Source organism: Pseudomonas sp. ANT_H12B (genome assembly GCF_008369325.1).
Lineage (GTDB): Bacteria > Pseudomonadota > Gammaproteobacteria > Pseudomonadales > Pseudomonadaceae > Aquipseudomonas.
Window position 1 is genome coordinate 193,355 of sequence record NZ_VOBI01000001.1, and the last position, 24,249, is coordinate 217,603.

General features: G+C 59.7%; 26 protein-coding genes and 1 pseudogene. 16 read left to right on the plus strand and 11 right to left on the minus strand.

Annotated elements, in window-relative coordinates; all coding sequences use genetic code 11:
* Positions 1–4 precede the first annotated feature (4 nt).
* The 4 genes from FQ185_RS00865 to fabI are packed head-to-tail and all read left to right on the plus strand — an operon-like array spanning position 5 to position 4,527.
* A complete protein-coding gene (locus tag FQ185_RS00865; RefSeq protein ID WP_149415792.1) occupies positions 5–1,078 on the plus strand; it encodes a microcin C ABC transporter permease YejB in 1,074 nt (357 codons plus the stop codon).
* A gap of 1 nt (position 1,079) precedes the next feature.
* Complete coding sequence (locus FQ185_RS00870) at positions 1,080–2,099, plus strand: ABC transporter permease (RefSeq protein WP_123364351.1); 1,020 nt, start codon at positions 1,080–1,082, stop codon at positions 2,097–2,099.
* A 1-nt stretch (position 2,100) separates the two neighbouring features.
* Complete coding sequence (locus FQ185_RS00875) at positions 2,101–3,711, plus strand: ABC transporter ATP-binding protein (RefSeq protein ID WP_149415793.1); 1,611 nt, start codon at positions 2,101–2,103, stop codon at positions 3,709–3,711.
* A 21-nt stretch (positions 3,712–3,732) separates the two neighbouring features.
* Positions 3,733–4,527, plus strand: coding sequence for an enoyl-ACP reductase FabI (gene fabI, locus FQ185_RS00880; RefSeq protein WP_077749640.1), 795 nt, complete (start codon positions 3,733–3,735; stop codon positions 4,525–4,527).
* A gap of 144 nt (positions 4,528–4,671) precedes the next feature.
* Here fabI and FQ185_RS00885 read toward each other — a convergent pair whose 3' ends face one another.
* Positions 4,672–5,538 carry a LysR family transcriptional regulator gene (locus tag FQ185_RS00885; protein WP_149415794.1) on the minus strand — a complete coding sequence of 289 codons (867 nt, stop codon included), beginning with the start codon at positions 5,536–5,538 and terminating at the stop codon, positions 4,672–4,674.
* A 111-nt stretch (positions 5,539–5,649) separates the two neighbouring features.
* Here FQ185_RS00885 and FQ185_RS00890 point away from each other — a divergent pair, with 111 nt between their 5' ends.
* Both FQ185_RS00890 and FQ185_RS00895 read left to right on the plus strand, forming a co-directional pair.
* Positions 5,650–6,075 carry a VOC family protein gene (locus FQ185_RS00890; protein WP_149415795.1) on the plus strand — a complete coding sequence of 142 codons (426 nt, stop codon included), beginning with the start codon at positions 5,650–5,652 and terminating at the stop codon, positions 6,073–6,075.
* On the plus strand, positions 6,072–7,343 hold the full coding sequence (locus FQ185_RS00895; RefSeq protein ID WP_149415796.1) for an amidase: 1,272 nt from the start codon (positions 6,072–6,074) through the stop codon (positions 7,341–7,343). The genes FQ185_RS00890 and FQ185_RS00895 overlap by 4 nt, the downstream gene beginning before the upstream one ends.
* On the opposite strand, the gene FQ185_RS00900 is transcribed toward FQ185_RS00895, so the two are convergent.
* The 6 genes and pseudogenes from FQ185_RS00900 to FQ185_RS00930 all read right to left on the minus strand — a co-directional run bounded on the left by FQ185_RS00900 (position 7,340) and on the right by FQ185_RS00930 (position 12,253).
* The gene (locus tag FQ185_RS00900) at positions 7,340–7,954 is read right to left on the minus strand and encodes a GGDEF domain-containing protein (RefSeq protein WP_149415797.1); all 615 of its coding nucleotides are present in this window, start codon (positions 7,952–7,954) and stop codon (positions 7,340–7,342) included. The two genes, FQ185_RS00895 and FQ185_RS00900, sit on opposite strands and share 4 nt — an antisense overlap.
* 74 nt (positions 7,955–8,028) lie before the next feature.
* Positions 8,029–8,607: a hypothetical protein gene (locus tag FQ185_RS00905; RefSeq protein WP_149415798.1), complete on the minus strand. Its 579-nt coding sequence runs from the start codon at positions 8,605–8,607 to the stop codon at positions 8,029–8,031.
* 1 nt (position 8,608) lies between these two features.
* Positions 8,609–10,777 carry a xanthine dehydrogenase family protein molybdopterin-binding subunit gene (locus tag FQ185_RS00910; RefSeq protein WP_149415799.1) on the minus strand — a complete coding sequence of 723 codons (2,169 nt, stop codon included), beginning with the start codon at positions 10,775–10,777 and terminating at the stop codon, positions 8,609–8,611.
* Between the two features lie 25 nt (positions 10,778–10,802).
* The gene (locus FQ185_RS00915) at positions 10,803–11,258 is read right to left on the minus strand and encodes a (2Fe-2S)-binding protein (protein ID WP_149415800.1); all 456 of its coding nucleotides are present in this window, start codon (positions 11,256–11,258) and stop codon (positions 10,803–10,805) included.
* A 198-nt stretch (positions 11,259–11,456) separates the two neighbouring features.
* Positions 11,457–11,881: pseudogene (locus FQ185_RS00920) on the minus strand (SDR family NAD(P)-dependent oxidoreductase); the annotation flags it as partial.
* A 123-nt stretch (positions 11,882–12,004) separates the two neighbouring features.
* Positions 12,005–12,253, minus strand: a complete 249-nt coding sequence (locus FQ185_RS00930; protein WP_149415801.1) for a transmembrane sensor/regulator PpyR — start codon at positions 12,251–12,253, stop codon at positions 12,005–12,007.
* Between the two features lie 264 nt (positions 12,254–12,517).
* Here FQ185_RS00930 and FQ185_RS00935 point away from each other — a divergent pair, with 264 nt between their 5' ends.
* Both FQ185_RS00935 and FQ185_RS00940 read left to right on the plus strand, forming a co-directional pair.
* Positions 12,518–13,021, plus strand: coding sequence for a VOC family protein (locus tag FQ185_RS00935; protein ID WP_149415802.1), 504 nt, complete (start codon positions 12,518–12,520; stop codon positions 13,019–13,021).
* A gap of 33 nt (positions 13,022–13,054) precedes the next feature.
* Positions 13,055–13,888 (plus strand): AraC family transcriptional regulator, encoded by an 834-nt coding sequence (locus FQ185_RS00940; protein ID WP_149415803.1) that lies wholly within the window; start codon positions 13,055–13,057, stop codon positions 13,886–13,888.
* 8 nt (positions 13,889–13,896) lie between these two features.
* Here FQ185_RS00940 and FQ185_RS00945 read toward each other — a convergent pair whose 3' ends face one another.
* From FQ185_RS00945 to FQ185_RS00960, 4 genes are all read right to left on the minus strand, one after another.
* Positions 13,897–14,484, minus strand: a complete 588-nt coding sequence (locus tag FQ185_RS00945; RefSeq protein WP_149415804.1) for a LysE family translocator — start codon at positions 14,482–14,484, stop codon at positions 13,897–13,899.
* 89 nt (positions 14,485–14,573) lie between these two features.
* Complete coding sequence (locus FQ185_RS00950; protein ID WP_149415805.1) at positions 14,574–16,082, minus strand: tripartite tricarboxylate transporter permease; 1,509 nt, start codon at positions 16,080–16,082, stop codon at positions 14,574–14,576.
* A gap of 24 nt (positions 16,083–16,106) precedes the next feature.
* On the minus strand, positions 16,107–16,601 hold the full coding sequence (locus FQ185_RS00955; protein WP_149415806.1) for a tripartite tricarboxylate transporter TctB family protein: 495 nt from the start codon (positions 16,599–16,601) through the stop codon (positions 16,107–16,109).
* Positions 16,598–17,569 carry a tripartite tricarboxylate transporter substrate binding protein gene (locus FQ185_RS00960; RefSeq protein ID WP_149415807.1) on the minus strand — a complete coding sequence of 324 codons (972 nt, stop codon included), beginning with the start codon at positions 17,567–17,569 and terminating at the stop codon, positions 16,598–16,600. Before FQ185_RS00960 ends, FQ185_RS00955 begins: the two co-directional genes overlap by 4 nt.
* 217 nt (positions 17,570–17,786) lie before the next feature.
* On the opposite strand from FQ185_RS00960, the gene FQ185_RS00965 reads away from it, so the two are divergent.
* From FQ185_RS00965 to FQ185_RS01000, 8 genes are all read left to right on the plus strand, one after another.
* Positions 17,787–18,407, plus strand: a complete 621-nt coding sequence (locus FQ185_RS00965; RefSeq protein WP_149415808.1) for a LysE family translocator — start codon at positions 17,787–17,789, stop codon at positions 18,405–18,407.
* Positions 18,408–18,510: 103 nt separating this feature from the next.
* Positions 18,511–19,551, plus strand: a complete 1,041-nt coding sequence (locus tag FQ185_RS00970; protein ID WP_149415809.1) for a DMT family transporter — start codon at positions 18,511–18,513, stop codon at positions 19,549–19,551.
* A 74-nt stretch (positions 19,552–19,625) separates the two neighbouring features.
* Complete coding sequence (locus tag FQ185_RS00975; RefSeq protein ID WP_149415810.1) at positions 19,626–20,117, plus strand: arsenate reductase ArsC; 492 nt, start codon at positions 19,626–19,628, stop codon at positions 20,115–20,117.
* Positions 20,117–20,806 (plus strand): arsenical resistance protein ArsH, encoded by a 690-nt coding sequence (gene arsH, locus FQ185_RS00980; RefSeq protein WP_149415811.1) that lies wholly within the window; start codon positions 20,117–20,119, stop codon positions 20,804–20,806. The genes FQ185_RS00975 and arsH overlap by 1 nt, the downstream gene beginning before the upstream one ends.
* 75 nt (positions 20,807–20,881) lie before the next feature.
* Positions 20,882–21,964 carry a bifunctional transcriptional activator/DNA repair enzyme AdaA gene (locus FQ185_RS00985; protein ID WP_149415812.1) on the plus strand — a complete coding sequence of 361 codons (1,083 nt, stop codon included), beginning with the start codon at positions 20,882–20,884 and terminating at the stop codon, positions 21,962–21,964.
* Positions 21,965–22,008: 44 nt separating this feature from the next.
* Positions 22,009–22,812 (plus strand): isocitrate lyase/phosphoenolpyruvate mutase family protein, encoded by an 804-nt coding sequence (locus FQ185_RS00990; RefSeq protein ID WP_149415813.1) that lies wholly within the window; start codon positions 22,009–22,011, stop codon positions 22,810–22,812.
* Positions 22,813–22,816: 4 nt separating this feature from the next.
* Complete coding sequence (locus FQ185_RS00995) at positions 22,817–23,434, plus strand: DNA-3-methyladenine glycosylase (protein WP_149415814.1); 618 nt, start codon at positions 22,817–22,819, stop codon at positions 23,432–23,434.
* A 190-nt stretch (positions 23,435–23,624) separates the two neighbouring features.
* Positions 23,625–24,113: a GFA family protein gene (locus FQ185_RS01000; RefSeq protein WP_149415815.1), complete on the plus strand. Its 489-nt coding sequence runs from the start codon at positions 23,625–23,627 to the stop codon at positions 24,111–24,113.
* Positions 24,114–24,249: the final 136 nt, after the last annotated feature.

Sequence of the window (24,249 nt, forward strand, 5' to 3'; positions counted from 1 at the left end):
TCAGATGCTGGCGTATATTTTTCGGCGACTGCTGCTGATCATCCCGACCTTGCTCGGCATTTTGCTGATCAACTTCGTGATCATCCAGGCCGCCCCCGGCGGGCCGGTGGAACAAATGATCGCCAAGCTCGAGGGCTTCGAAGGCGCCACCAGCCGCATCGCCGGTGGCGGTGCCGAAGTCTCGGTCGCCGGCTCGGCCTATCGCGGAGCCCAGGGCCTGGACCCGGCGTTGGTCAAAGAGATCGAGCACATGTACGGCTTCGACAAATCGGCGCCGGAACGCTTGTGGATCATGATCAAGAACTACGCCACCCTGGATTTCGGCGACAGCTTCTTCCGCGACGCCAAGGTCATCGACCTGATCAAGGAAAAAATGCCGGTATCGATCTCCCTCGGGCTGTGGAGCACGCTGATCATGTACCTGGTGTCGATCCCCCTGGGGATCGCCAAGGCTACGCGACACGGCAGCCACTTCGACGTCTGGACCAGCTCATTGATCATCGTCGGCTATGCCATCCCGGCATTCCTGTTTGCCATCCTGCTGATCGTGGTATTCGCCGGAGGCAGTTATTTCGACTGGTTCCCGCTCAGAGGGCTGACCTCCAACAACTTCGATGAGTTGGGCATGGGCGGCAAGATTCTCGACTATTTCTGGCACCTGGCCTTGCCGGTGACGGCGCTGGTCATCGGCAACTTTGCGACCATGACCCTGCTGACCAAAAACAGCTTCCTCGATGAAATCAACAAACAGTACGTGGTCACCGCCAAAGCCAAGGGCCTAACCAATCACCGTGTGCTCTACGGCCATGTATTCCGCAACGCGATGCTGCTGGTGATTGCCGGGTTTCCGTCGGCGTTCATCGGGATTTTCTTTACCGGCTCGTTGCTGGTGGAAGTGATCTTCTCCCTCGATGGCCTCGGCCTGATGAGCTTTGAAGCGGCGATCAACCGCGATTACCCGGTGGTCTTCGGCACGCTGTTCATCTTTACCCTGCTGGGGCTGGTGGTGAAGCTGATCGGCGACCTCACGTACACCTTTGTCGATCCGCGCATCGACTTCGAAAGCCGGGAGCATTGAGATGAACCTGTCCCCTCTCAATCGCCGACGTTTCGAACTGTTCAAGGCCAACAAACGTGGCTGGTGGTCGCTATGGCTGTTTCTGCTGCTGTTCGGGCTGAGCCTCGGCGCCGAGCTGATCGCCAACGACAAACCCTTGGTGGTGCACTACGACAACGGTTGGTACTTCCCGGCGCTCAAGCGTTATCCGGAAACCACCTTTGGTGGTGAATTCCCGCTGGAAGCCAACTACAAGAGCCCGTACATCCGCGAACTGCTCAAGGCCAAAGACGCTTGGGTGCTGTGGGCGCCGATTCCCTACAGCTACCAGAGCATCAATTACGACCTGAAAGTCCCGGCGCCCGCCCCGCCTTCGACCGACAACCTCTTAGGCACGGACGATCAGGGTCGTGACGTATTGGCACGAGTGATTTACGGCTTCCGCATTTCGGTGCTGTTTGCCCTGACGCTGACCATTCTCAGCTCGATCATCGGCGTGATCGCCGGCGCCTTGCAGGGTTTCTATGGTGGCTGGGTCGATCTGGCCGGGCAGCGTTTCCTGGAGATCTGGTCCGGGTTGCCGGTGCTGTACCTGCTGATCATCCTCGCCAGTTTCGTCCAGCCTAATTTCTGGTGGCTGCTGGGGATCATGCTGCTGTTCTCATGGATGAGCCTGGTGGACGTGGTGCGCGCCGAGTTCCTGCGCGGGCGTAACCTGGAATACGTGCGCGCGGCCCGGGCGTTGGGCATGCAAAATGGTGCGATCATGTTCCGCCACATCTTGCCCAACGCCATGGTCTCGACCATGACCTTCATGCCGTTCATCCTGACCGGCGCCATCGGCACCCTGACAGCGCTGGATTTTCTGGGTTTCGGTTTACCACCGGGCGCGCCGTCCCTTGGTGAACTGGTGGCTCAGGGCAAATCCAACCTGCAAGCGCCTTGGCTCGGTATGAGCGCGTTTGCGGTGCTGGCATTGATGTTGAGTTTGCTGGTGTTCATCGGCGAGTCTGCTCGCGATGCCTTCGACCCGAGGAAGTGAAATGAATCAGGACAATCTGATCGAAGTGCGCGACCTGTCCGTCGAATTCGGCGTCGGGGATCGCTTTCAGCGGGTGGTCGAAGGCGTGAGCTTCGATATCAAACGTGGTGAAACCCTGGCGCTGGTGGGCGAAAGCGGCTCCGGCAAATCGGTGACCGCCCATTCGATCCTGCGGCTGCTGCCCTACCCGCTCGCCCGGCACCCGTCCGGGACTATTGAATATTCCGGGCAGAACCTGCTGAGCCTGAAAGAGAAGACCATTCGTCACATCCGTGGCAACCGGATCGCGATGATTTTTCAGGAGCCGATGACGTCGCTGAACCCGCTGCACTCGATCGAGAAGCAGATCAACGAGGTGTTGGGCATCCACAAAGGCCTGGTCGGCAAAGTCGCGACCAGGCGCACGCTGGAGCTGCTGGAAATGGTCGGCATCCCGGAGCCCGAGAAGCGTCTCAAGGCGCTGCCCCATGAATTGTCCGGCGGTCAGCGTCAGCGGGTGATGATCGCCATGGCGTTGGCCAACGAGCCAGAGCTGTTGATCGCCGATGAACCGACCACCGCCCTGGACGTGACCGTTCAGCTGAAAATCCTCGAATTGCTCAAGGAATTACAGGCCCGATTGGGCATGGCGCTGCTACTGATCAGTCACGATTTGAACCTTGTGCGAAGAATTGCGCATCGCGTATGTGTCATGCAGCGCGGTTGCATCGTCGAACAGGCATCGTGCGAAGAGTTGTTCCGCGCGCCGCAGCATCCGTACACTCGGGAACTGCTGGCAGCGGAGCCCAGCGGCAAGCCGGCAACCAATGTGATTGGCCCGCCCTTGCTGCAAGTCGAGGACCTGAAAGTCTGGTTCCCGATCAAGAAAGGCTTTTTGAAAAAGACTGTGGATCACATCAAAGCGGTGGACGGAATCAACTTCAGCCTGCCCCAGGGCCAGACGTTGGGGATCGTGGGAGAAAGCGGTTCCGGCAAGTCGACACTGGGCTTGGCGATTTTGCGGCTGATCGGTAGCAAAGGCGCCATCCGTTTTGAAGGCAAGCAGCTAGACTGCCTGACGCAACAACAGGTTCGGCCGCTGCGTCGGCAGATGCAGGTGGTGTTTCAGGACCCGTTCGGCAGCCTGAGCCCACGGATGTGCGTGAGCCAGATCGTTGGCGAAGGCCTGCGGATCCACAAAATGGGCACCGAGGCAGAACAGGAACTTGCGATTATTGCGGCATTGAAGGAGGTAGGCCTGGACCCGGAAACCCGGAACCGCTACCCCCACGAATTTTCCGGTGGGCAACGGCAGAGAATCGCCATTGCCCGGGCATTAGTGTTAAAACCGGCGCTGATTCTGCTGGACGAGCCGACCTCGGCCCTCGACCGGACAGTGCAACGCCAAGTGGTAGAGCTGCTGCGTTCACTGCAAACCAAGTACAACCTGACGTATCTGTTTATCAGCCATGACCTGGCTGTCGTCAAAGCGCTGAGCCACCAGTTGATGGTGGTCAAGCAAGGCCAAGTGGTCGAACAGGGAGACGCGCAAAGTATTTTTGCCGCCCCCCAACATCCGTATACACAGCAGTTGCTGGAAGCCGCTTTCCTGGCTCCAGCCACTGCGCAATAACCTGAAAGAGAGGAGCAACACATGGGTTTTCTCGCCGGTAAGCGCGTACTGATCGTCGGTGTCGCCAGCAAGCTGTCCATCGCATCCGGCATCGCTGCCGCCATGCATCGCGAGGGCGCTGAGCTTGCCTTCACTTATCAGAACGACAAACTCAAGGGTCGTGTCGAAGAGTTCGCACAAAGCTGGGGTTCCAACCCTGACCTGTGCTTCCCGTGCGACGTGGCCAGCGATGAAGAAATCGCCAAGGTTTTCGTTGAGCTGAGCAAGAAGTGGGACGGCCTGGACTGCATCGTGCACTCCGTCGGCTTCGCACCGGGCGACCAATTGGACGGCGACTTCACCGAAGCCACCACCCGTGAAGGTTTCCGCATCGCTCACGACATCAGCGCCTACAGCTTCGTGGCCCTGGCCAAAGCCGGTCGCGAAATGATGAAAGGCCGCAATGGCAGCCTGCTGACCCTGTCGTACCTGGGCGCCGAGCGCACCATGCCGAACTACAACGTAATGGGCATGGCCAAGGCTTCCCTGGAAGCTGGCGTTCGTTACCTGGCAGGCTCCCTGGGCCCGGACGGCACCCGCGTCAACTGCGTATCGGCTGGCCCGATCCGCACCCTCGCCGCTTCCGGCATCAAGAACTTCCGCAAGATGCTGGCCGCCAACGAAGCGCAAACCCCGCTGCGTCGCAACGTCACCATCGACGAAGTCGGCAACGCCGGCGCCTTCCTGTGCTCTGACCTGGCGTCCGGCATCAGCGGCGAAATCATGTACGTGGACGGTGGTTTCAACACCACGGCCATGGGCAGCCTGGAAGAGTAATCTTGCGGCTGTAATGAAAAACCCGCCTCTACAGGCGGGTTTTTTTGTGCTCGCAATTAAGGCGCGACACAGTCTCCTGTGGGAGCGGGCTTGCCCGCGATAGCGGTGTGCCAGGCAACATAGAATCTCCCACAGGGGTAGTGCTTAGCTGTCGATTTGAGTCAGGCACCGGGCAAACAACTGCTGAATCGGCTGCATGCGCTGGCTATAACGCTGCAACAACACAATCTCCCGATAAAACGTCAGCTCACCCAGCGGGATCACCCTCACCTTCGCCCCATGCTCAAGCCACAGCCCCGCCTCGGGCAGCAACGACACCCCCAAACCGCATTCGACCATTTTCACGATAGCCTCCAGTTCATCCAGCTCCAGCGCAACGTGCACGTCGATCTGCTGCTCGCGCAGAAACCGCGTCACCAAACGTCCACCGAACGAGTTGCGGTCGTAACGCACATGGGAATGTTCGGCAAGTAACTGCAGCGGGTCATCACCTTCCATGTCCGCCGGCACGATCAACACAAACGGTTCACGGAGAATGACTTGCGCCGACAGCTCTTTGGGCAATTCGAACGGTGGCTTGATCAGGATCGCCAGATCCACTTCGCCGGTATCCACCTGACTCAACAGATGCAGCGACACACCCGGCACCAGTTTCGGCTCCAGTAAGGGCGCCTGTTGGCGCAATCGCAACAACGCCTGGCGCAGCAGCCCGGTTTGCACGGTAGCCACCGCGCCAATTTTCAACTCTCCACGATACTCGCTGACTTCATCGCTGACGGCCATGCGGCTGAAGGTTTCCAGGATTTCCCGGGCCATCGGCAACGCCCGTTGCCCTGCGGCATTGAGCAGCGCCTGACGTCCGGTGCGATCGAACAGACGAATGCCCAAAGCCTGTTCCAGATTGCGAATCTGCGCGCTGACCGCTGACTGCGTCAGGCCGATGTGCATCCCGGCCGCCGCGAAAGTGCCGTAGCGCGTGACGGCGATGAAAGTTTTCAGTTCTCGCAGCATACGGCCCTCGATTGATCGAAATAATTTGAGCTCGATGCAAAAATTATCGTCTTTTAATCAAAAAGCACAGGATTAAACTCAACGTGAACTCTCCACAGCCGAGCACAGTCAATGCAACTTTCCCCTTTCCACCTGGCCATCCCGGTCTACGACTTGACGGCCGCTCGCCATTTCTACGGCGAAGTGTTCGGCCTCGAAGAAGGTCGCTCCAGCGATCATTGGGTTGATTTCAACTTTTTTGGTCATCAACTCGTCATTCACCTGGCGCCTAAGAATGCCTCTCAGGAAGCCGCCCACACCAATGCCGTCGATGGTCATGACGTGCCGGTACCGCATTTCGGCGTGGTTCTGGGGATGGGGCAATGGGAGGCGCTGGCCGAGCGACTGAAGTCACTCGATACGCGCTTCGTGATCGAGCCAGGGATTCGCTTTCAGGGTTTGGTGGGCGAGCAAGCCACGATGTTTCTCTTCGACCCCTGCGGCAATGCGCTGGAGTTCAAGGCGTTCAAGGACATCAACCAACTCTTCGCCAAATGATCCGCCAAGACCTTGATGCCACCGCCCTCAGTCAGGCCGTGGTCACGGGTGAAACGACTGCAACCAGCGTCGCCGAAACCTTCCTTGAGCGCGTCCAGGCGCACGAGCCGGACATACAGGCCTTCGTCGCGTTCGATGCTCGGCAGGTACGCGCCGATGTGGCACAAAACAGCGGCCGAGGTCTGCTGGCCGGGGTACCGGTGGGCATCAAGGACATTTTCGACAGCGCCGACTATCCCACGCAATTTTACTCGCCCATCTATGCGGGAAATCAGCCATCCCGGGATGCCCATGCGGTGACACTGTTGCGCCAGGCCGGCGCATTGATCATGGGCAAGACCCACACCACCGAATTTGCGTACATGCACACCGGCCCGACCCGCAATCCCCACGACCTGGCTCGCACGCCGGGCAGTTCCAGCGCTGGCTCGGCGGCCGGGATGGCGGCGGGTTTCTTTGCCGTGGCGCTGGGCACCCAGACCGCTGGATCGCTGCTCAAGCCAGCGTCCTACTGCGGGCTCTTCGCGTTCAAGCCGTCGTTGGGACTGGTGTCGCTCGAAGGCGTGAAGCCGCTGGCGCCCAGCTTCGATACTGTGGGTTGGTACGGGCGATCGGTGCGTGATCTGCACCTTGTTGCGCGCGTGTTGATTCCCGGTTTCCAGATGCCGGACGTCGAGCCAAGTCCGCTGCAATTGGGTTTCTGCCGCACATCGCGCTGGGATCAGGTGGAGCCAGAGGTGGCGCACGCACTGGAGCAGGCCGTGGAACAGTTGCGTAACGCCGGCCATCACGTTGAGCAAGTGCTGTTACCGGAAGAATTTGCCGGTGTGTTTGACGATCATCAGCTGATCAACGACTGCGAAGGTGCCCGCTCGCTGGCGAAGGAGTTTCACCAACACCGATCGCAATTAAGCCCTTCGACGCTGGCAATGTTCGAGCGCGCGGCGGCGACCACATGGGAACAGGAATCCGCGTCCAAGGCGCGCCTGGCAACGCTCGCCCCCCGCCTGGATGAACTGTGCCAGCCCTTCGATGCCATGCTCGGTCCGTGTTGCGCGATGGTCGCGCCTCTGGGCCTGGAAAGCACCGGGCCGTCAGACTTCATCAAGTTTTGGGGCGCATTCGGCTGGCCGCAGGTGAATATCCCGCTGATTCGCGTCGATGCACAGTTACCGATCGGGCTTCAAATGATCGGTAGATTCAGAAATGACGGCGTGTTGTTGCGCGCCGCGCAATGGGTTGCAGCCGACCTGCAGGCCGGCGCTTAAAAGTTGACCGCTCCTTGATTACGCGCACGTTCGAGCGCGTCCATAAGGCCATTCACTGATTTGTGAAGCTCAGGATTGAACTCGACCTGGTCGATGCTGAAGCGAATGTCGTAACAGCGATGCACCGTGGCGTTGCGCTCGTCGAGCATCTCTTCGAGCCGCGCCCTGATTCCGGCGACTTCTACAGCGGCTGAGCCGGTCAACAGCACAGCGAATTCGTCGCCGCCCACCCGCCCGACGACATCGCTCTCGCGAAAGGCGATACGCAGCACGTCGGCAAACGTTTTAAGGGCATCGTCGCCTTCGGCACGGCCGTACAACGCGTTGATGCGCTTGAAATAATCAAGGTCGAAAAACAGCAGGCTCGCCGGTTTGTCCATGTGCAGGCATGCATCCAGCCATAACTGAGCCAGCGCCAGGAAGCCGTGCAGATTGGTCAACAGCGTCAACTCGTCCATGCTTGCCATTTGCACCGCCGTCAGCTCTTGCTCGAACTTGCGTGCCAAGTCGCGCATCACTTCACGCTCCTGCACCCCAGTGTCGAGAACGTTAAGCCCGCGCAACGTATCCGCGCAAGCGTCGGGTTTGCCCGGTTTGCCTGGAACCTGCATCACTCACTCCTGTGAAGGGTATGTACGTTAGAGGCGCCCACACCCGGTTTGACTCCTAATGACTTTACCGTTGGTCAGATCCCCTCCACCGGACAGGGTCCGCCAGCGTCCGCCCAGAGCTTGAACTGGGCTACAAAAATGTCGTGCGGCACCGGCACTGGCGCTCGGCCCGTGCCCGGGTTCCAGCCCCAGAGCACCAGTTTGTCGTCGCTGACATGCTTGATCAGCGCCGCGAAATCACGATCGCCGTTGCTGGAACGGTCCTTGATCATGGCGCACAACTTGTCGGCGGGCAGGCCGATCCAGGCCATTTTGTGCGCCGCTGGCGGCAGGCTCCAATGCGGCGCCCCGGGCGGTGCATTAGGCCCGTAACTGGCCGGCGGGTTGCTTTCGGCGTGGCAGGTGGCGCACGGCAAACCGGCCGCGCCCTTGCCGTCCATGCCGCGCACCACGTTCATCGCGTGGGGAACGCCGGCATCGAACTGCAATGGCGAGTCGCCGGGAATATGGCAATTCTGACAACGCGGGCTCTGGAAGACTTTTTGCACGGTATCGAATGCCTTCAACGCTTCCTTATCGTCAGCGAACAAGTCCTCGGCATAGCCGACCAGGCCAATCAATACCACCGCGCCAAGAATCAGATGTCGTCTCATCTCATACCCCCGACAGTTGCAACGGCAGCTCCCGCAAGCGCTGCCCGGTCAGGGCGAACACTGCATTGGCCACTGCCGGCGCCGTGGGCGGCACACCGGCCTCACCGATGCCGCCGGGCTTGTCGCTGCTGGGCACGATATGCACTTCGACCAGCGGCATTTCGTTCAGCCGCAGCACTTGATAGTCGTGATAGTTGGACTGGACCACTTGCCCGTCCTTGAAGGTCAGTTTGCTGTGCAAGGTGAATCCGAGGCCGAAGGTGATGCACGATTCCATCTGCGCCGCGATGCTCTGCGGGTTGACCGCGATCCCGCAATCCACCGCACACACCACCCGATGCACACGGATCGCCAGATTGTCCTGGGACACCTCGGCAACCTGGGCGACGTAACTGCCGAAGGATTCATGCACCGCCACACCCAACGCATGGCCGTCCGGCAATGGCGCGTCCCAGTTGGCTTTCTCAACGGCCAGGTTCAGCACGCCGAGATGCCGCGGATGCGCCTTGAGCAAGGTTCGTCGGTATTCCACTGGATCCTTGCCGGCTGCCTCGGCCATTTCATCGATCAGCGATTCCATGACAAACGCGGTGTGGGTATGCCCCACCGAACGTAACCACAGCACGCTGATGCCGGTTTTTGGTGAATGCAGCTCAACTTGATGATTAGCCAACCCTGCTATGTAAGGACTGTCGACCATTCCCTCGACCGACGTTTTGTCGATGCCATCCTTGACCATGGCCGCCTCGAGCATGGTCCCGACCATGATCGACTGCCCGACCATGACATGCTTCCAGGCCAGCGGCAGGCCGTCGGCGCCCAGACCGATTCGTGCCTGATGCAGGAATGCCGAGCGGTAATAGCCGCCGCGGATATCATCCTCTCGGGACCAGACGGTTTTCACCGGCCCGCCCGCAGCGTTGGCGACGTACACCGCTTCGCTGACGAAATCAGAGGTCGGGTTGGCCCTGCGCCCAAAGCCGCCACCCAGAAACTCGGTATGAATCTCGACCTGTTCAGGTTTGAGCCCGGTGATTTTCCCGGCGACCATCTGATCCAGCGTCTGGAACTGGGTCCCGGTCCAGATTTCGCATTTGTCCTTGCTGATTTCCACCGTGCAATTGAGCGGCTCCATCGGCGCGTGGGCCAGGTACGGCACGCTGTACTCGACGTCGATGGTCTTTGCCGCTTTGGCTAACGTCGCGTCGGTATCACCGGCCTTGCTCGCGGAAGTGCCGGGTGTAGTGGCGAGTTTGCGGAAGCTCTCCAGCAGTTTTTGACTGTCGAGCCCGGCGTTCGGCCCCAGATCCCACTCGACCTTCAGCGCATCGCGCCCCAGCTTGGCCGCCCAGTAGTGATCAGCAATGACGGCGACGCCCGTGGGCACCTGCACCACTTTGTGTACGCCCGGCACTGCCAACGCTTCGGCGCCTTCAAAGGATTTGACGCTGCCACCTAACACCGGCGAGCGCGCGACCATAGCGGTCATCAACCCCTCGAACTGCACGTCCATGCCGAATTTGGCTCGACCGGTGATTTTTTCCGGCGTGTCCAGACGTTTGGTGGGTTTGCCGATGAGCTTCCAATCCTTCGGTTCCTTGAGTTTGATCGACGCTGGATCAGGCACCGGCAACTTGCCGGCGTCGTCGGCCAGCTCGCCGTAAGTGGCACGTTGATCGCCGGCAATGACCACGCCCGATTCGGTGCGAATCCCGGAGGGTGCGACGTTAAAGCGTTTGGCCGCCGCGTCGATCAGCATCAAACGCGCCGCAGCGCCGGCCTGGCGGTAGCGGTCGAATTCCATCCAGGTCGAGGTCGAACCGCCGGTGATTTGCATCCCGCCAAACGCCCTCAGCCCATAATCGGCTGCGGAGGCCGGTGAATGTTCGACGCGGATCTTCGACCAGTCGGCGTCCAGCTCTTCGGCGATCAGCATGGTCAGGCCGGTCCAGATGCCCTGGCCCATTTCCGAATGACCGAGCAGCACCGTGACGCTGTTGTCATTGCCGATCCGCAAAAAAGCATTAGGCGCGAAAACGTTGCCTTGATTCTCAGCGCCCAAGGCAAAACGGTGAGCACCAGGGATGACAAACGCCACCACCAGACCACCGCCCAGCAGTGCGCTGCCCTTGAGAAAACCGCGGCGCGATAACGGATTGATGCTGTTCATGACTCAGACTCCCATCGACGTGGCATCAACCGATCTCGGCGGCGCGTTTAACCGCGGCACGGATCCTTGGATAGGTGCCGCAGCGGCAGATGTTGCCGGACAGTGCCTGATCGATGTCGCTGTCAGTGGGTTTGGGGATTTTTGCCAATAAGGCCGCTGCCGACATGATCTGCCCGGACTGGCAGTAACCGCACTGGACCACGTCAAGTTCGGCCCAGGCTTGCTGCACCGGGTGCGTTCCGTCGGTGGACAGCCCTTCGATGGTGAGAATTTTCTGCCCATGGGCCACGGCAGTGGCAGGCGTAATGCAGGCGCGCAGCGGCGCGCCGTCGACGTGCACGGTGCAGGCGCCACACTGGGCCATGCCACAACCGAACTTGGTGCCCGTCAGGTGCGCGACATCGCGCAGAACCCAAAGCAGCGGCATGTCCGCGGGGACATCCAGCTCCTGGTCCTTGCCATTAATGTTAAGGGTCAGCATGACTATTCCTCAGACGCACGGTGTTCTGAAGGGGCGTCGCTGTGACAGTACAGAGCCTACGCGCGCCTCGGGTTATCCCTACAGCTAAGCGCAATTTGCCCCGCAGGAAAGGTTCATCGACCACCGGTCACACAAAAGCCGCCTCGATGGGCGGCCTTTGGTAGCAGGTGTAGCAACTGCCGAGCCTGCGAGGCTGCGTTCGGCGGCGAAGCTGTTTTTGGCTTCGATCGCCACGACGCAGTCACTGCCCAGCGGCAAGCGCAACGGGGCTTTTTGCGCTTCTACCAGGGTGATCATGGCTTGGGCGAGCTTGTCCGGATCGCCAGGCTGATTGAGGGTCACTGCCTTGGCGATTTTGCGCACCTCGCCCGCCGTGCTGTCGTAATCGGCAATCGTGGACGGAGATTCGACCAGCGAATTGCCTTCGAGGAATTCGGTGCGGAAGTAACCGGGCTCGACCACGGTCACTTTGACCCCCAGCGGTGCCAGCCCAGCATGCAACGCCTCGCTCAAGCCTTCGACGGCAAATTTGGTCGAGCAATAGACGCCGAAGCCCGGTCCCGACTTCTAGCCGCCCACCGGTGTGGCAGGACGTCGCGAGTGACATTCAGCAGGCCGAAGACTGCGCTGTACCTGTACTTTCCCAGCCGCACCCAGACTCAGCCGAAAACTGCGGGCCTTTATTGATTTGGCCACTCGCTGGATCGCCGGAAAAGGAGGGCGTGGCCGTCTCTGAGCAGTCGCGTTCAGGCCACTGCGGCTATCGGATGTTTACCCAGCCGATGTTGTGCGAGCAGTCGCATCACATAGCCGATTTTGAGCAAGGTCGGCCCGATGATGGTCATCGCATGCATCGACACCAGCACCATGATCGGCAAATGGCCGTCGTAGAGATACGCGCCGTAGATTCCGGCCAAGAGCAGCGCCAGGCCAGCGCCGAGCACTCGGCTCGACAGGTGTAGAACATTCTGAGGATTGGTGAAGAAATCGAACATATTTTCGTACTCCTGAAGCAGTTCAGTTGTACGTGGGATGTATCAAGTCTCGTGCCAGATTTTTAGTCCTTATAGATCAATAGCCTGAGATCACCAGAGTCATAACGACCACGTCCGAAAATAGTCTTTATGACTCATTAGTAGTCATACCGACTTCATCAGACTTAAATACCATAGGCACTTGTCGATCTACGGTACGGCCAGAGCATCCGAGGCTGACTACGCTGAAAGTCCAGCCTGTGTAACTCGTAGAGGAGCAGCACCATGCAACGTGTTCAAAAACTCACGCCTTGCCTGTGGTTCGACGATCAGGCCGAAGACGCGGCGAAATATTATTGCAAGATCTTCGATCATTCGAAAATCACCGCCACCACTCACTATGGCAAAGCCGGTCAGGAGATCCATGGCCGGCCTGATGGTTCGGTGATGACGGTCAGTTTCGAACTCGACGGGCAGAGTTTCACTGGGCTCAATGGCGGCCCCATCTTCAAATTCAACGAAGCGATTTCGTTCCAGGTCAATTGCCAGACCCAGGAAGAGGTCGATTACTTCTGGGGGGAACTGTCCGTAGGCGGCCCTGTCGAGGCCCAGCAATGCGGCTGGGTAAAGGACAAATTCGGCGTGTCCTGGCAGATCGTACCGGTGGCCCTGATGGACATGATGAAAGACCCCGACACGGCAAAATCACAGCGCGCCATGACGGCAATGCTGCAGATGAAAAAACTCGACATCGCGGCCCTGCAGGCAGCCTTTAACGGTGAGAGCTAATACACTGCGAAGCTGACCTGCCGAGGACTGACCATGAAGCACGCCGTTGCCAAAGACGCTGACAAGGCCCCGCGCTTCTGGCGCGATGATGCCCTGCCCTTCATTGAAGCCCGTTCCATCGCCGACGGGCGCGAGGTTTGCTACACCCGGCATTCCCACCAGCACTTTTCCATCGGTGCGATTACGTCCGGACGCAGTACTTACATCCACGAGCAATCGCAGTTTCAGGTCAGCGCCGGCACCGTAGTGCTGATGAATCCCGGCGATGTCCATGCCTGCAATCCGATCGACGACCAGCCCTGGTCGTACCTGATGTTGTATATCGATACACCGTGGCTTACCGATTTACAGCACCAGCTCGGGTTCAGCCATGACTTGGCGTTTCGCCGCTTTTCCATCACCCATCATCGCGATGCCAGTCTGTTTGAAGGGCTGAAGACGTTGTATGAAGTGTTGGTCGATCATCAGCAAGACGTGTTGCGTAAACACAGTGCGGCGGTTCAGTTTTTCACTGACGTGCAGCTACGGCTCAACCCGGCTGATCAACCGTTGCGCGAGCCCAATTTCAAACTGGAGCGGGCCGCTGATTACATCCGCGACAACTGCACGCGCATGCTCAAGCTCGAAGACATTTGCGAGGCGGCGCAACTGTCGCCGAGCTACCTGATCCGCGCGTTCAAACAGCATTACGGCATGACGCCTCACGCGTTTCTGGTCAACCGGCGTATTCAGTTCGCCCAGGATCAACTGCGCAGCGGCAAGCTGATCGCTGATGTAGCACTGGAAGCCGGGTTTGCCGATCAGGCGCATTTTCAACGGGCATTCAAACAGCATCTGGCCGCGACCCCCGGGCAGTATCGCGGCTGAAAAACACGCTAAGGCAACAACAGATAAACCGCGCTCACAGCCAACAACAACGCCATGATCCGGTTGAACCACCGCATGCCCGCCGGGTTATTCAGATAGCCGCGCAAAAACGTCCCGGCATAGACCCAACAGCCAACGGACACATAACAAATCACCAGATACACCGCAGCAAACTGCCAGACCAGCCGCGTCTCGCCGTCGGCGACGAAGGCGCCCATGCCTGCCACACAGGCCAGCCAGGCTTTCGGGTTGAGCCATTGCATGACAGCGCCGTACAGCATCGACGGTGCCCGGCCTGATTCCCTGGCGTCGAGGCGACCATCGTCCGCGGCCAGTTTCCAGGCCATGAACAACAGGAACGTGACGCCCGCCCATTTCACTACCTGCGTCAGCGCTGGCCATCGCTGCAACACCTCGTGCAGCCCCAGCCCCATCAACACCAACAGTAAAACAAAACCCAGCGTGGCCCCGGCGACATGCCTTTGACTGGCGCGAAAGCCGAACTGTGCACCGGAACTCAACGCCACAATGTTCACCGGCCCCGGTGTAATCGAGGCGACAAGGGCAAACGCCGCCATGGAGATAATCAGACTCATTGCATACCTTCTTCAACTCAGTGGAATCAGTGCCCAAGGTAAGAGCAACCTGCCCCCGCGTATTGAAGAAAACTGCCCAACGCGCTGACTCAATCGTCCTCGTGCAATTTGATGCCTCGGGCGTGAAGCAGATGGGGAACCACCAGCACCAAAAGCGTCAGCGCGAGGAACGAGGCCGCAATGGGTTGAGTGACAAATATCAGCCAGTCTCCCTCGCTGATGGACAAGGCATTGCGCAGTTGTTTTTCGGCCATCGGGCCCAACAACATGCCCACAATCACGGGCGCTACAGGGAAATCAAAACGCCGCATCAACACCCCGCCCCAACCGATGGCGAGCATCAGCAGGAGGTCGAAGGAGGAGTGGCGCATGCCGTACACGCCAATGGTGGCAAACACCAGAATGCCGGCGTTCAGGTAGGGTCGCGGGATTTGCAGCAGCTTGACCCAAAGGCCCACCAACGGAAGGTTCAACACCAGCAGGATGACGTTGCCAATGTACAAGGAAGCCACCAGCGTCCAGACCAGCTCACCGGAAGTCTGGAACAGCATCGGCCCCGGTTGCAGGTTGTAGTTCTGGAAAGCGGCCAACAAAATCGCCGCGGTGGCGGATGTCGGTATGCCGAGCGTCAGCAAGGGCACTAAAGAACCCGTCGCGCTCGCGTTGTTGGCCGCCTCGGGACCGGCAACACCTTCGATCGCGCCCTCGCCCTTACTTCCTGCAAACTCTTCAGGGTACTTACTCAGTTTGCGTTCGGCCGAATACGACAGAAAGGTCGGAATTTCAGCGCCACCGGCGGGGATCGATCCAAAGGGGAAACCGATCAGCGTTCCCCGTAGCCAGGCAGGAATCGATCGTTTCCAGTCGGCGCGAGTCATCCACAACGAGGTCAAGCGGTGCCGACCGGCCGTTTCCTCTTTCTGATAAAGCAGGCTGTACAAGGCCTCACCCACTGCAAACAAGCCGACCGCCACGAGCACGACTTCGATGCCATCCACCAACTCCGGCACCCCCAAGGTGTACCGCGCGATGCCCGAGGTCGAGTCCAGGCCGATCAAGCCGATGGTCAGCCCGATGCCCAGCGAAACGAAGCCTCTGAGCATCGAAGCGCCGAGCACCGCAGACACCGTCGTGAACGACAGCACCAGAATCGCGAAATACTCCGCCGGACCAAATTTCAACGCCAGTGTCGCAACGATAGGGGCAAAAAGGGTCAGCAGCACCGTAGCGATGGTGCCTGCGACAAATGATCCGATAGCTGCAGTTGCCAAGGCTGGCCCTGCACGTCCGTTGCGGGCCATAAGATTGCCTTCCAGCGCCGTGACCATGGAAGATGACTCGCCTGGGGTATTGAGCAAGATCGAGGTCGTAGAGCCCCCGAACTGGGCGCCGTAGTAGATCCCGGCGAACATGATCAACGCCCCGGTCGGGTCGACCTTGGCAGTAATCGGCAACAGCAGGGCCACGGTCAGCGCCGGCCCGATGCCCGGCAGGACACCAATCGCGGTGCCCAGCAAACAGCCGATGAACCCCCACATCAAATTGATCGGCGTTAGCGCCGCGGAAAAACCGATGGCCAGGTTCGCGAGCGTTTCCACCTTGTTTATCTCCTTCGGCCCGGGTCAGATCCAGGCGTTGACAAGGGGCGGAAGGGAAACCCCTAGCCCGGCGTTGAACAGCCAGTAAATCGGTAGCGTCAAGGCAATGCCGATGGCCAGGTCGCGCACCGGACGACGACTGCCAAAGCCCCGTGCCGAGCAGGCAAACAGCAACCCGGCCGACAGGACGAAACCGATGAGGTTAATGAGCAAGGCCACGCCCACAAGTCCCGCTGTCACCCAGGCTGCACCGGCTTTGCCGCCGGGCAGCGTTTTGGCGGATTCGTCATCGTGGTCGGCCAGTTCTCGGAAACCACCGGTGAACGCCTGATAACTCAGCACCAGGCCCACAACCCCGAGGAACGCCGCGACGGCATAGGGATAGACGTGCGCCCCCAGAATCACGAACCCCATCTCAGGGGGAAAGCGAAATGCACCGAACGCCAATACGGCGCTGATGGCAATCACACCGGCGCCGATTACCAGTTGCACCGGCACTATTGCGCGAGGTTGAGTCATTTCGAAATCAATCCGACCTCGACCAGCATCGCCCGTAGTCGCACGTGTTCTTCGTCGACGAATTTGCCGAACTCATCGCCGGTCAGAACGTTGGGTGACCATTTGTTGGTGCCGATATTTTCTTTCCAGACGTTGCTATTGGCAGCGGCCACGACGGCGTCGATCACGTCTTTGCGCTGCTCGGGCGTGAGGCCCGCTGCGCCATAAACGCCACGCCAATTGCCAATTGTCACGTCGTAGCCTTTCTCTTTGAGGGTCGGAGCATCGATACCTTCAATGCGCTCCGGCGCGCCGATGGCGAGTACACGGAACTGGCCGTTTCTGATGTATTGACCCAGCTCGGCATATCCGCCCGTGATGACCTTGATCGAGCCTCCCAGTGCCTGGGCAACGACTTCACCCCCTCCGGCGAAAGCCACGTAGTTCACCTTGTTGACGGGAATACCCATTTTGCTGGCCAGGTCGGCGATGCCGATATGATCGATCGAGCCCTTGGAGCCACCGCCCCAAGTGATGCTGGTCGGCTTGTCTTTGAAGGCTTTCAGCAAGTCTTCCAGGGTTTTGAATTCGGATTCCTTGCGTACTGCAATCACGTTGTACTCGGTAAAAAGCCGGGTAATCGGTGTCACATCCTTCAAGCTGATTTGCGGCTTGTTCTGTTCAATGCCCGCGACCATGATCGCGCCGACAACGAGCAAGGCATTGGGATCGCCCTTGGTGCTGTTGGCAAATTGCGCCAGCCCCAGCGTCCCGCCTGCGCCCCCCTTGTTCTCGAAGGTGACGGCTTTGGCCACTTTGGCGTCGATCAAGGCTTTGCCCAGAACGCGTGCGGTCTGGTCATAACCGCCGCCCACCGAACCTGGAGCCATGAACTTGACGGTATCCAGCGCAAAGGCAGGTGTCGCGAGTGCGGCAGCGGTGACGGCAACTGCGATGGAGCGGTGGAATCGACGGAACAAGGCCTGCATGAGTTGTCTCCCGATACTATTGTTGTTTTGGGTGCCGGTTGGATTTCGCTCAGGAGCATCCCCGCTCACTGAACATGCGTCTGTGAACAAGCGTAGGTCATAGTTCTGTTTTCGACGTGACAGGGGAAAGTGTACGGCGACTTGTGTCCGTGGCTGTATGGGCAAAACCACCCGCCATCCATGATAAAAATACGGCTCTCGCCCCAGGAGCCCCGTCATGGACCTCGCCACGCTCACCTTATTTCTCCCGGCCTGCTTCGCCCTGAACATGGCCCCCGGCCCGAATAACTTACTGTCCGTCAGCAACTCGACCCGCTACGGCTATCGCACGGCATGCCTGGCCGGGATCGGTCGGCTGCTGGCCTTTGCCGGGATGATCGCCCTCGCCTCGGCGGGCCTGGCGGTGGTACTGCAAACCTCGGAGTTGTTGTTCTACGGAATCAAGATTGTGGGGGCGGCGTATCTGTTCTATCTCGCCTGGCAGTTGTGGCGCGCGGATCCCGGGACGGAAAACGTGCGGGCGGGTGCGCCGGTAGGCATGCTGGCGCTGGCTCGGCAGGAGTTCCTGGTCGCGGCGGGCAATCCGAAAGCGATCCTTATTTTCACCGCGTTCCTGCCGCAATTCGTCGACTCGACCCACGCAATAACGCCGCAATTTGCCGTGTTGGGCGCGTTGTTCCTGATGCTGGAATGGATCGCCATCGGCGCCTACGCCTACATGGGCCTGCACATGCGGCGCTGGTTTGCCGAGCCACGGGGCAAACGGATGTTCAACCGTTGCTGTGCGGGATTATTATCGACAGCTGCTTCGGTGTTGCTGATGGCGCGCAGGGCCTGAGCGGTCCTCCATAGTCTGTCCTCATTCGACCAATATGAATCGCGGCCTGTGCCCGTGACTTAATAGGTACTCGCGCCATTGCCGCGAAAGCGACGAGCCTTCAATGAACCTGAACATTATTTATGCCGTTGGTGCAGCGGCGCTTTTCGGGGTGAGCACGCCGTTGGCCAAGGTGTTGGGTCTTGATCTATCGCCGATCCTGCTGGCCGGCTTGTTGTACCTGGGCAGCGGCCTGGGCTTGACGCTCGTCAGATTGATCCATGACCGCTGCTGGAAGCCCAGCGGCCTCAAACCATCGGAGTGGCCATGGCTGATCGGCGCAATCGCGTTGGGAGGCGTTCTTGCGCCGGTGGCGCTTATGTTCGGTTTGACCCTGACCTCGGGCGCCACGGCGTCACTGATGCTCAACCTGGAGTCGGTACTGACTGCTGTGCTGGCCTGGGTGGTATTCAAGGAAAATGCCGACCGCCGAATCGTTGCCGGAATGCTCGCAATCGTCGCCGGAGGCTTGCTGCTGGCCTGGCCTCAGGATTCGGCGCAACCCCAGGGTTGGCTTGGACCGTTGATGGTCGCCCTCGCCTGTGCCTGCTGGGCAATCGATAACAATCTGACGCGCAAAGTGTCGGCCTCGGATGCCCTGTTCATTGCCGGCATCAAAGGATTGGTCGCCGGCATGGTGAACTGTTCTCTGGCACTGTCGCTCGGCGCAAAAATGCCGCAAATAACGGTGCTGGCCTCGACGTTAGCCGTCGGTTTCCTCGGGTATGGCATCAGCCTGGTGCTGTTCGTTCTGGCGCTGCGCGGACTGGGCACAGCACGCACCGGCGCCTACTTTTCCACCGCACCTTTTCTCGGTGCGGCGATTGCCATCCTGCTGCTGGGTGAGCCGGTCTCGCTGACGTTCTGGCTTGCTTCGCTGCTGATGGGCCTCGGCGTCTGGGTTCACCTCAAGGAGAACCATGACCATGATCATCAACACGTGGCACTCAAACATGGCCATCGACACGTTCATGACGAACATCATCAGCATGAACATTCATTCCGGTGGGACGGCACCGAGCCCCACAGTCATGAACATGAGCACATGCCGATCCGCCACAGTCATCCGCACTTTCCGGACATTCATCACCGGCACAAACACTAATTTTCAGAAACAGGGCGTTGGCATTACCTATCGGTATACGTATATTCGGATATCCATATATATGAGCAGACACGATGAACGCACGCCCTACCCCAACCAAAATCCTTTTCATGTGTACTGCCAACAGCTGTCGCAGCGTGTTGAGCGAAGCGCTATTCAATCACTTGGCGCCGGCGGGTTACGCAGCGGTGAGTTCCGGCAGTTTCCCCAGCGGCCGGCTCAACCCACAGGCTGTGCAAACCCTGCATAATCTCGGTATCTCAACCGAAGGCCTGTACAGCAAAGACTCCTCGACCTTCGCCGATGCCCCGCCCGATATTGTCATCACTGTGTGCGACAAAGCTGCCGGGGAAGCCTGTCCGGTTTACTTCGGCCCGGCGATCAAAAGCCACTGGGGACTGGCCGATCCGTCGGACGTCCATGGCACCGAACAGCAAATCCAGGCCGCTTTCGACACTACCGTCGAAACGATCAAACGGCGTTTTTCAGCGTTTTTCACCTTGGATCTGAGCGGCCTGTCGGACGTCGAATTAAAAACCGAACTGGACCGCATCGGAGCCCTGTGATGAACGACGACCTGCCCAATCTGAACCTGGAACTGCTGACGCCTCCCAACGAAAGCACCCACAAACCGCGCATCCTTCTGCTTTACGGATCCACTCGCGAGCGCTCTTTTAGCCGCTTGCTCACCGAAGAAGCCGCACGGATCCTGCGTTTGCTGGGCGCCGAAACGGTGATCTTCGATCCCTGCGGACTGCCGCTTCCCGATGACACGCCCAGCGACCACCCGAAAGTCCAACAACTGCGCGACCTGGTGCTCTGGTCCGAAGGCCAGGTCTGGTGTTCGCCGGAGCGCCACGGCTCGATGTCGGCGGTATTCAAAGCGCAGATCGACTGGATTCCCCTGACCATGGGCGCCGTTCGTCCGACTCAAGGCAAGACCCTGGCAGTGATGCAGGTTTGCGGCGGATCGCAGTCGTTCAACACCGTCAATCAACTGCGGGTGTTGGGCCGCTGGATGCGGATGTTGACCATCCCCAATCAATCCTCGGTGCCGAAGGCGTTCATGGAATTCGACGAAGCAGGAAGGATGAAGCCCTCTTCGTACTACGATCGGGTAGTGGATGTGATGGAGGAACTGATCAAGTTCACGTTGCTGGTGCGTGGTCGCGAGGAGTTTCTGGTGGACCGCTATTCGGAGCGCAAGGAAAGCGCCGAGGAGCTCTCGAAACGAGTCAATCAACGATCGATCTGAGACCACGGCGCCTGACCGGAATTCTCTGTCGATTTTTCGGTGGAGGCACTCAGCGCCGCGCCTTATGCTCAGCCCATGAACCTACAAAACGCTTTGCTTCCGCCCCACGCCGAGATGGTTCGCGCCATGCTCGAACGAGACACCGCCTACGAGGGGGTGTTCTTTACCGCGGTCAAAACCACCGGCATTTTCTGCCGCCCCAGCTGCACGGCGCGCAAGCCGAAACCGGCGAACGTCGAGTTCTTCGCCCATGCCGATGAGTGCCTGTCCGCGGGCTACCGCGCCTGCCTGCGGTGCAAGCCGCTGGACGCCGCGGCCATTGCGCCGGACTGGGTGCAGAAGTTGCTCAAGTCGGTGGACGCTGACCCCGAGCTGCGCTGGACTGACGCGCACTTACAGGCAGAGGGCATCGAGCCGCTGAAACTGCGCCGCTGGTTCAAGCAGCATTTCGGCATGACCTTTCATGCCTGGCTGCGCACCCGGCGCCTCGGCATGGCGTTGGGCGGGATCAAACAGGGCGATTCCATTGACAACGCGGCGTTCGACTCGGGCTACGAATCCCTGAGCGGTTTTCGCGATGCGTTTCAGAAATCCTTCCACATCACGCCGGGCCGCACTGCCAACAGCGAACCACTGCTGTTCACGCGGTTGACCACGCCGCTGGGGCCGATGATCGCCATGGCCGAACGCCGCGGGTTGGTGCTGCTGGAGTTTCTGGATCGGCCTGCGCTGACCAAGGAAGTCGAAGAGCTGCAGAACCGTTATGGCTACGCCTTGGCCCCTGGGCACAACGGCCACTTGCAGACAATCGAAGCGGAGCTGGCGCAATACTTTGCCGGCAAGCTGAGCGAATTCACCGTGCCACTGCACCTGCCCGGCAGCGCGTTTGCCCGGCAGGTCTGGGCCGAACTGGCGAAAATTCCCTACGGCCAGACCAGCACCTACGGTGCCATCGCCGCCAGATTGGGCAAGCCCGGTGCCAGTCGCGCGGTGGGCCTGGCCAACGGGCACAACCGTCTTTCGATTGTCTTGCCCTGCCACCGGGTGATCGGTGCAGATGGCTCGCTGACGGGCTATGGTGGAGGACAACCGCGCAAGGCATTTCTGCTCAGACTGGAAAAAGCCGCGGTTCAGGTCACGCAACAACTCGCGTTCTGAACGTCTGCTGTTTTTTCTCACAAGGTCATAAGGAAGGACATTCGATGGACAAGCAATTTCACCAGCTGCACCACAATGGCTTGCTGATCCTCACCAACGTCGGCGATGCCGCCGGAGCGCGGCTGGTCGAGCAACTGGGCTGCCAAGCCGTGGCCACCAGCAGCGCCGCGGTGGCCTGGGTTCACGGGTATCAGGACGGCAACGCCCTGCCCCTCGAACGCCTGGTGTCGACGGTCGAGTCCATCGCCCGGGTGATCACGGTGCCGTTGACCGTGGACATCGAGGCCGGCTATTCCGATGACCTGGCGCGGGTGGCCCAAGTGATCGATGCAGTCATCGCCGCCGGCGCTGTCGGGATCAATATCGAGGACGGAGCTTCCTCGCCCGAGCTGCTGGTGCGCAAGATCGAAATCGCTCGTCAGGTTGCCGAACGTCGCGGCGTGAAGCTGTTCATCAATGCTCGGACCGACGTGTACCTCAAGGGCCTGGTGCCCGCCGAAGACCGCGTGGCCGAGACACTCAAGCGCGCCGCCTTGTATCAAGCCGCCGGTGCCGACGGGCTGTTTGCTGCCGGGGTCACCGCCGAGTACGAGATCGCTGCGCTTTGCCAGGGCACCTCGCTGCCCGTCAATGTTCTCGGCCTCCCGGGCGTGCCGTCGCCCGAGACTTTGAAGTCGCTCGGCGTGCGCCGTTTAAGCGCTGGTTCACGCATTGCCGAGTTTCTTTATGGCGCCATGGCCACAGTGGCCAAGAGTTTTCTGCAAACAGGGCAGCTCGACAGCCGCGAACTCAAGGCCTTCACCTATGGCGAAGTGAATGCGCTGTTGGCGCCGTCCGGGAAAGTCTGACCCCATGCCCGACAACTACCTGCCCGCCACTGAATTTCTATCGTCCATCGATGAGGACTGGCGCCGCCACATCGCCACCATCGGCCCGTGCCTGCATCAGCCCCACGCCGCTCGCGATCCCTATGAGTCGCTGGTGCGGGCGATTGCCTACCAGCAACTGCACGCAAAGGCCGGGGATGCGATTGTCGGTCGGCTGTTGGCATTGTTCCCTTCGGACAGATTCCCGAGGCCTGAACAGATTGTTGCGACGGACTTTGACCGGATGCGCAGTTGCGGGTTTTCCGCCAGCAAGATCGCGACCATTCAGGGCATCGCCCAGGCCGCTCTGGACGGAGTGGTACCGGATTACGCCACGGCGTTGGCCATGGAGGATGAGGCGTTGATCGAACGGCTGATCACCTTGCGCGGGGTTGGTCGCTGGACGGTTGAGATGTTGCTGATTTACAGCCTGGAGCGGCCGGACGTTTTGCCGGCCGATGACTTTGGGGTGCGTGAGGGGTATCGGCGGCTCAAGGGATTGGAGGTACAGCCGACGCGTAAACAGATGATTGAGATCGGGTTGGCGTGGAGTCCTTATCGGACAGTAGCTTCCTGGTATTTGTGGCGGTTGACCGGCAAGTAGACCGCGTTATCGTTCTTCGCGAGCACGTCGGATCGCCGCACCGCCGCTCTCACATTTAATGTGGGAGCAACTGTCATGTTGGTTTCTATTTTGGAGACTTTTCAGAAGACAACCGGGTATCCACAGTTTCGTAGAGACTCGCTGACGGTCTAGGCTGTAGGGGTCAGTTCCAGCCACGTCGGAGGTTCCCATGCAGCTCGAAGGCTCCTGCCATTGCGGCGCGGTGTCGTTCAGTTTGACCAGCGCCCACCCCTACCCGTATCAGCGATGCTACTGCTCGATTTGCCGCAAGACCCAGGGCGGTGGCGGTTATGCGATCAATATTGCGGGTGATGCCAACAGCCTGAAAGTGCGCGGGCGCAAGCACATTGCGATTTACCATGCGCTACTCAAGGACCAAGGCGCTCAACGCGCCCACCGCAGCACCGCCGAGCGGCATTTCTGCTCGGTGTGTGGCTCGGGTTTGTGGCTGTTCAGCCCGGAATGGCCAGAGCTGATTCACCCGTTTGCGTCGGCCATCGATACCCCGCTGCCGGTGCCGCCGGAACATACGCATTTGTTGCTGGATTCCAAGGCCCCCTGGGTGGAGGCAGAGGTGCAGCCTGGCGATAAACGGTTCGATGAATACCCCGAAGAGTCCATTGCCGAGTGGCATGAGCGCCTGGGTTTGAGCTGCTAAGCCCGTTCACGGTCGTTGACAGTTTCCCGACAAAGCTGCCAAAGATTGCGCGCCGGCAGCCGCCTGGCATGGGCGCATCCATTTCCCCTCGGGTGCTCCCATGTTTCGTTCGTCGTGTCCGCCATCAAGAGTGTGG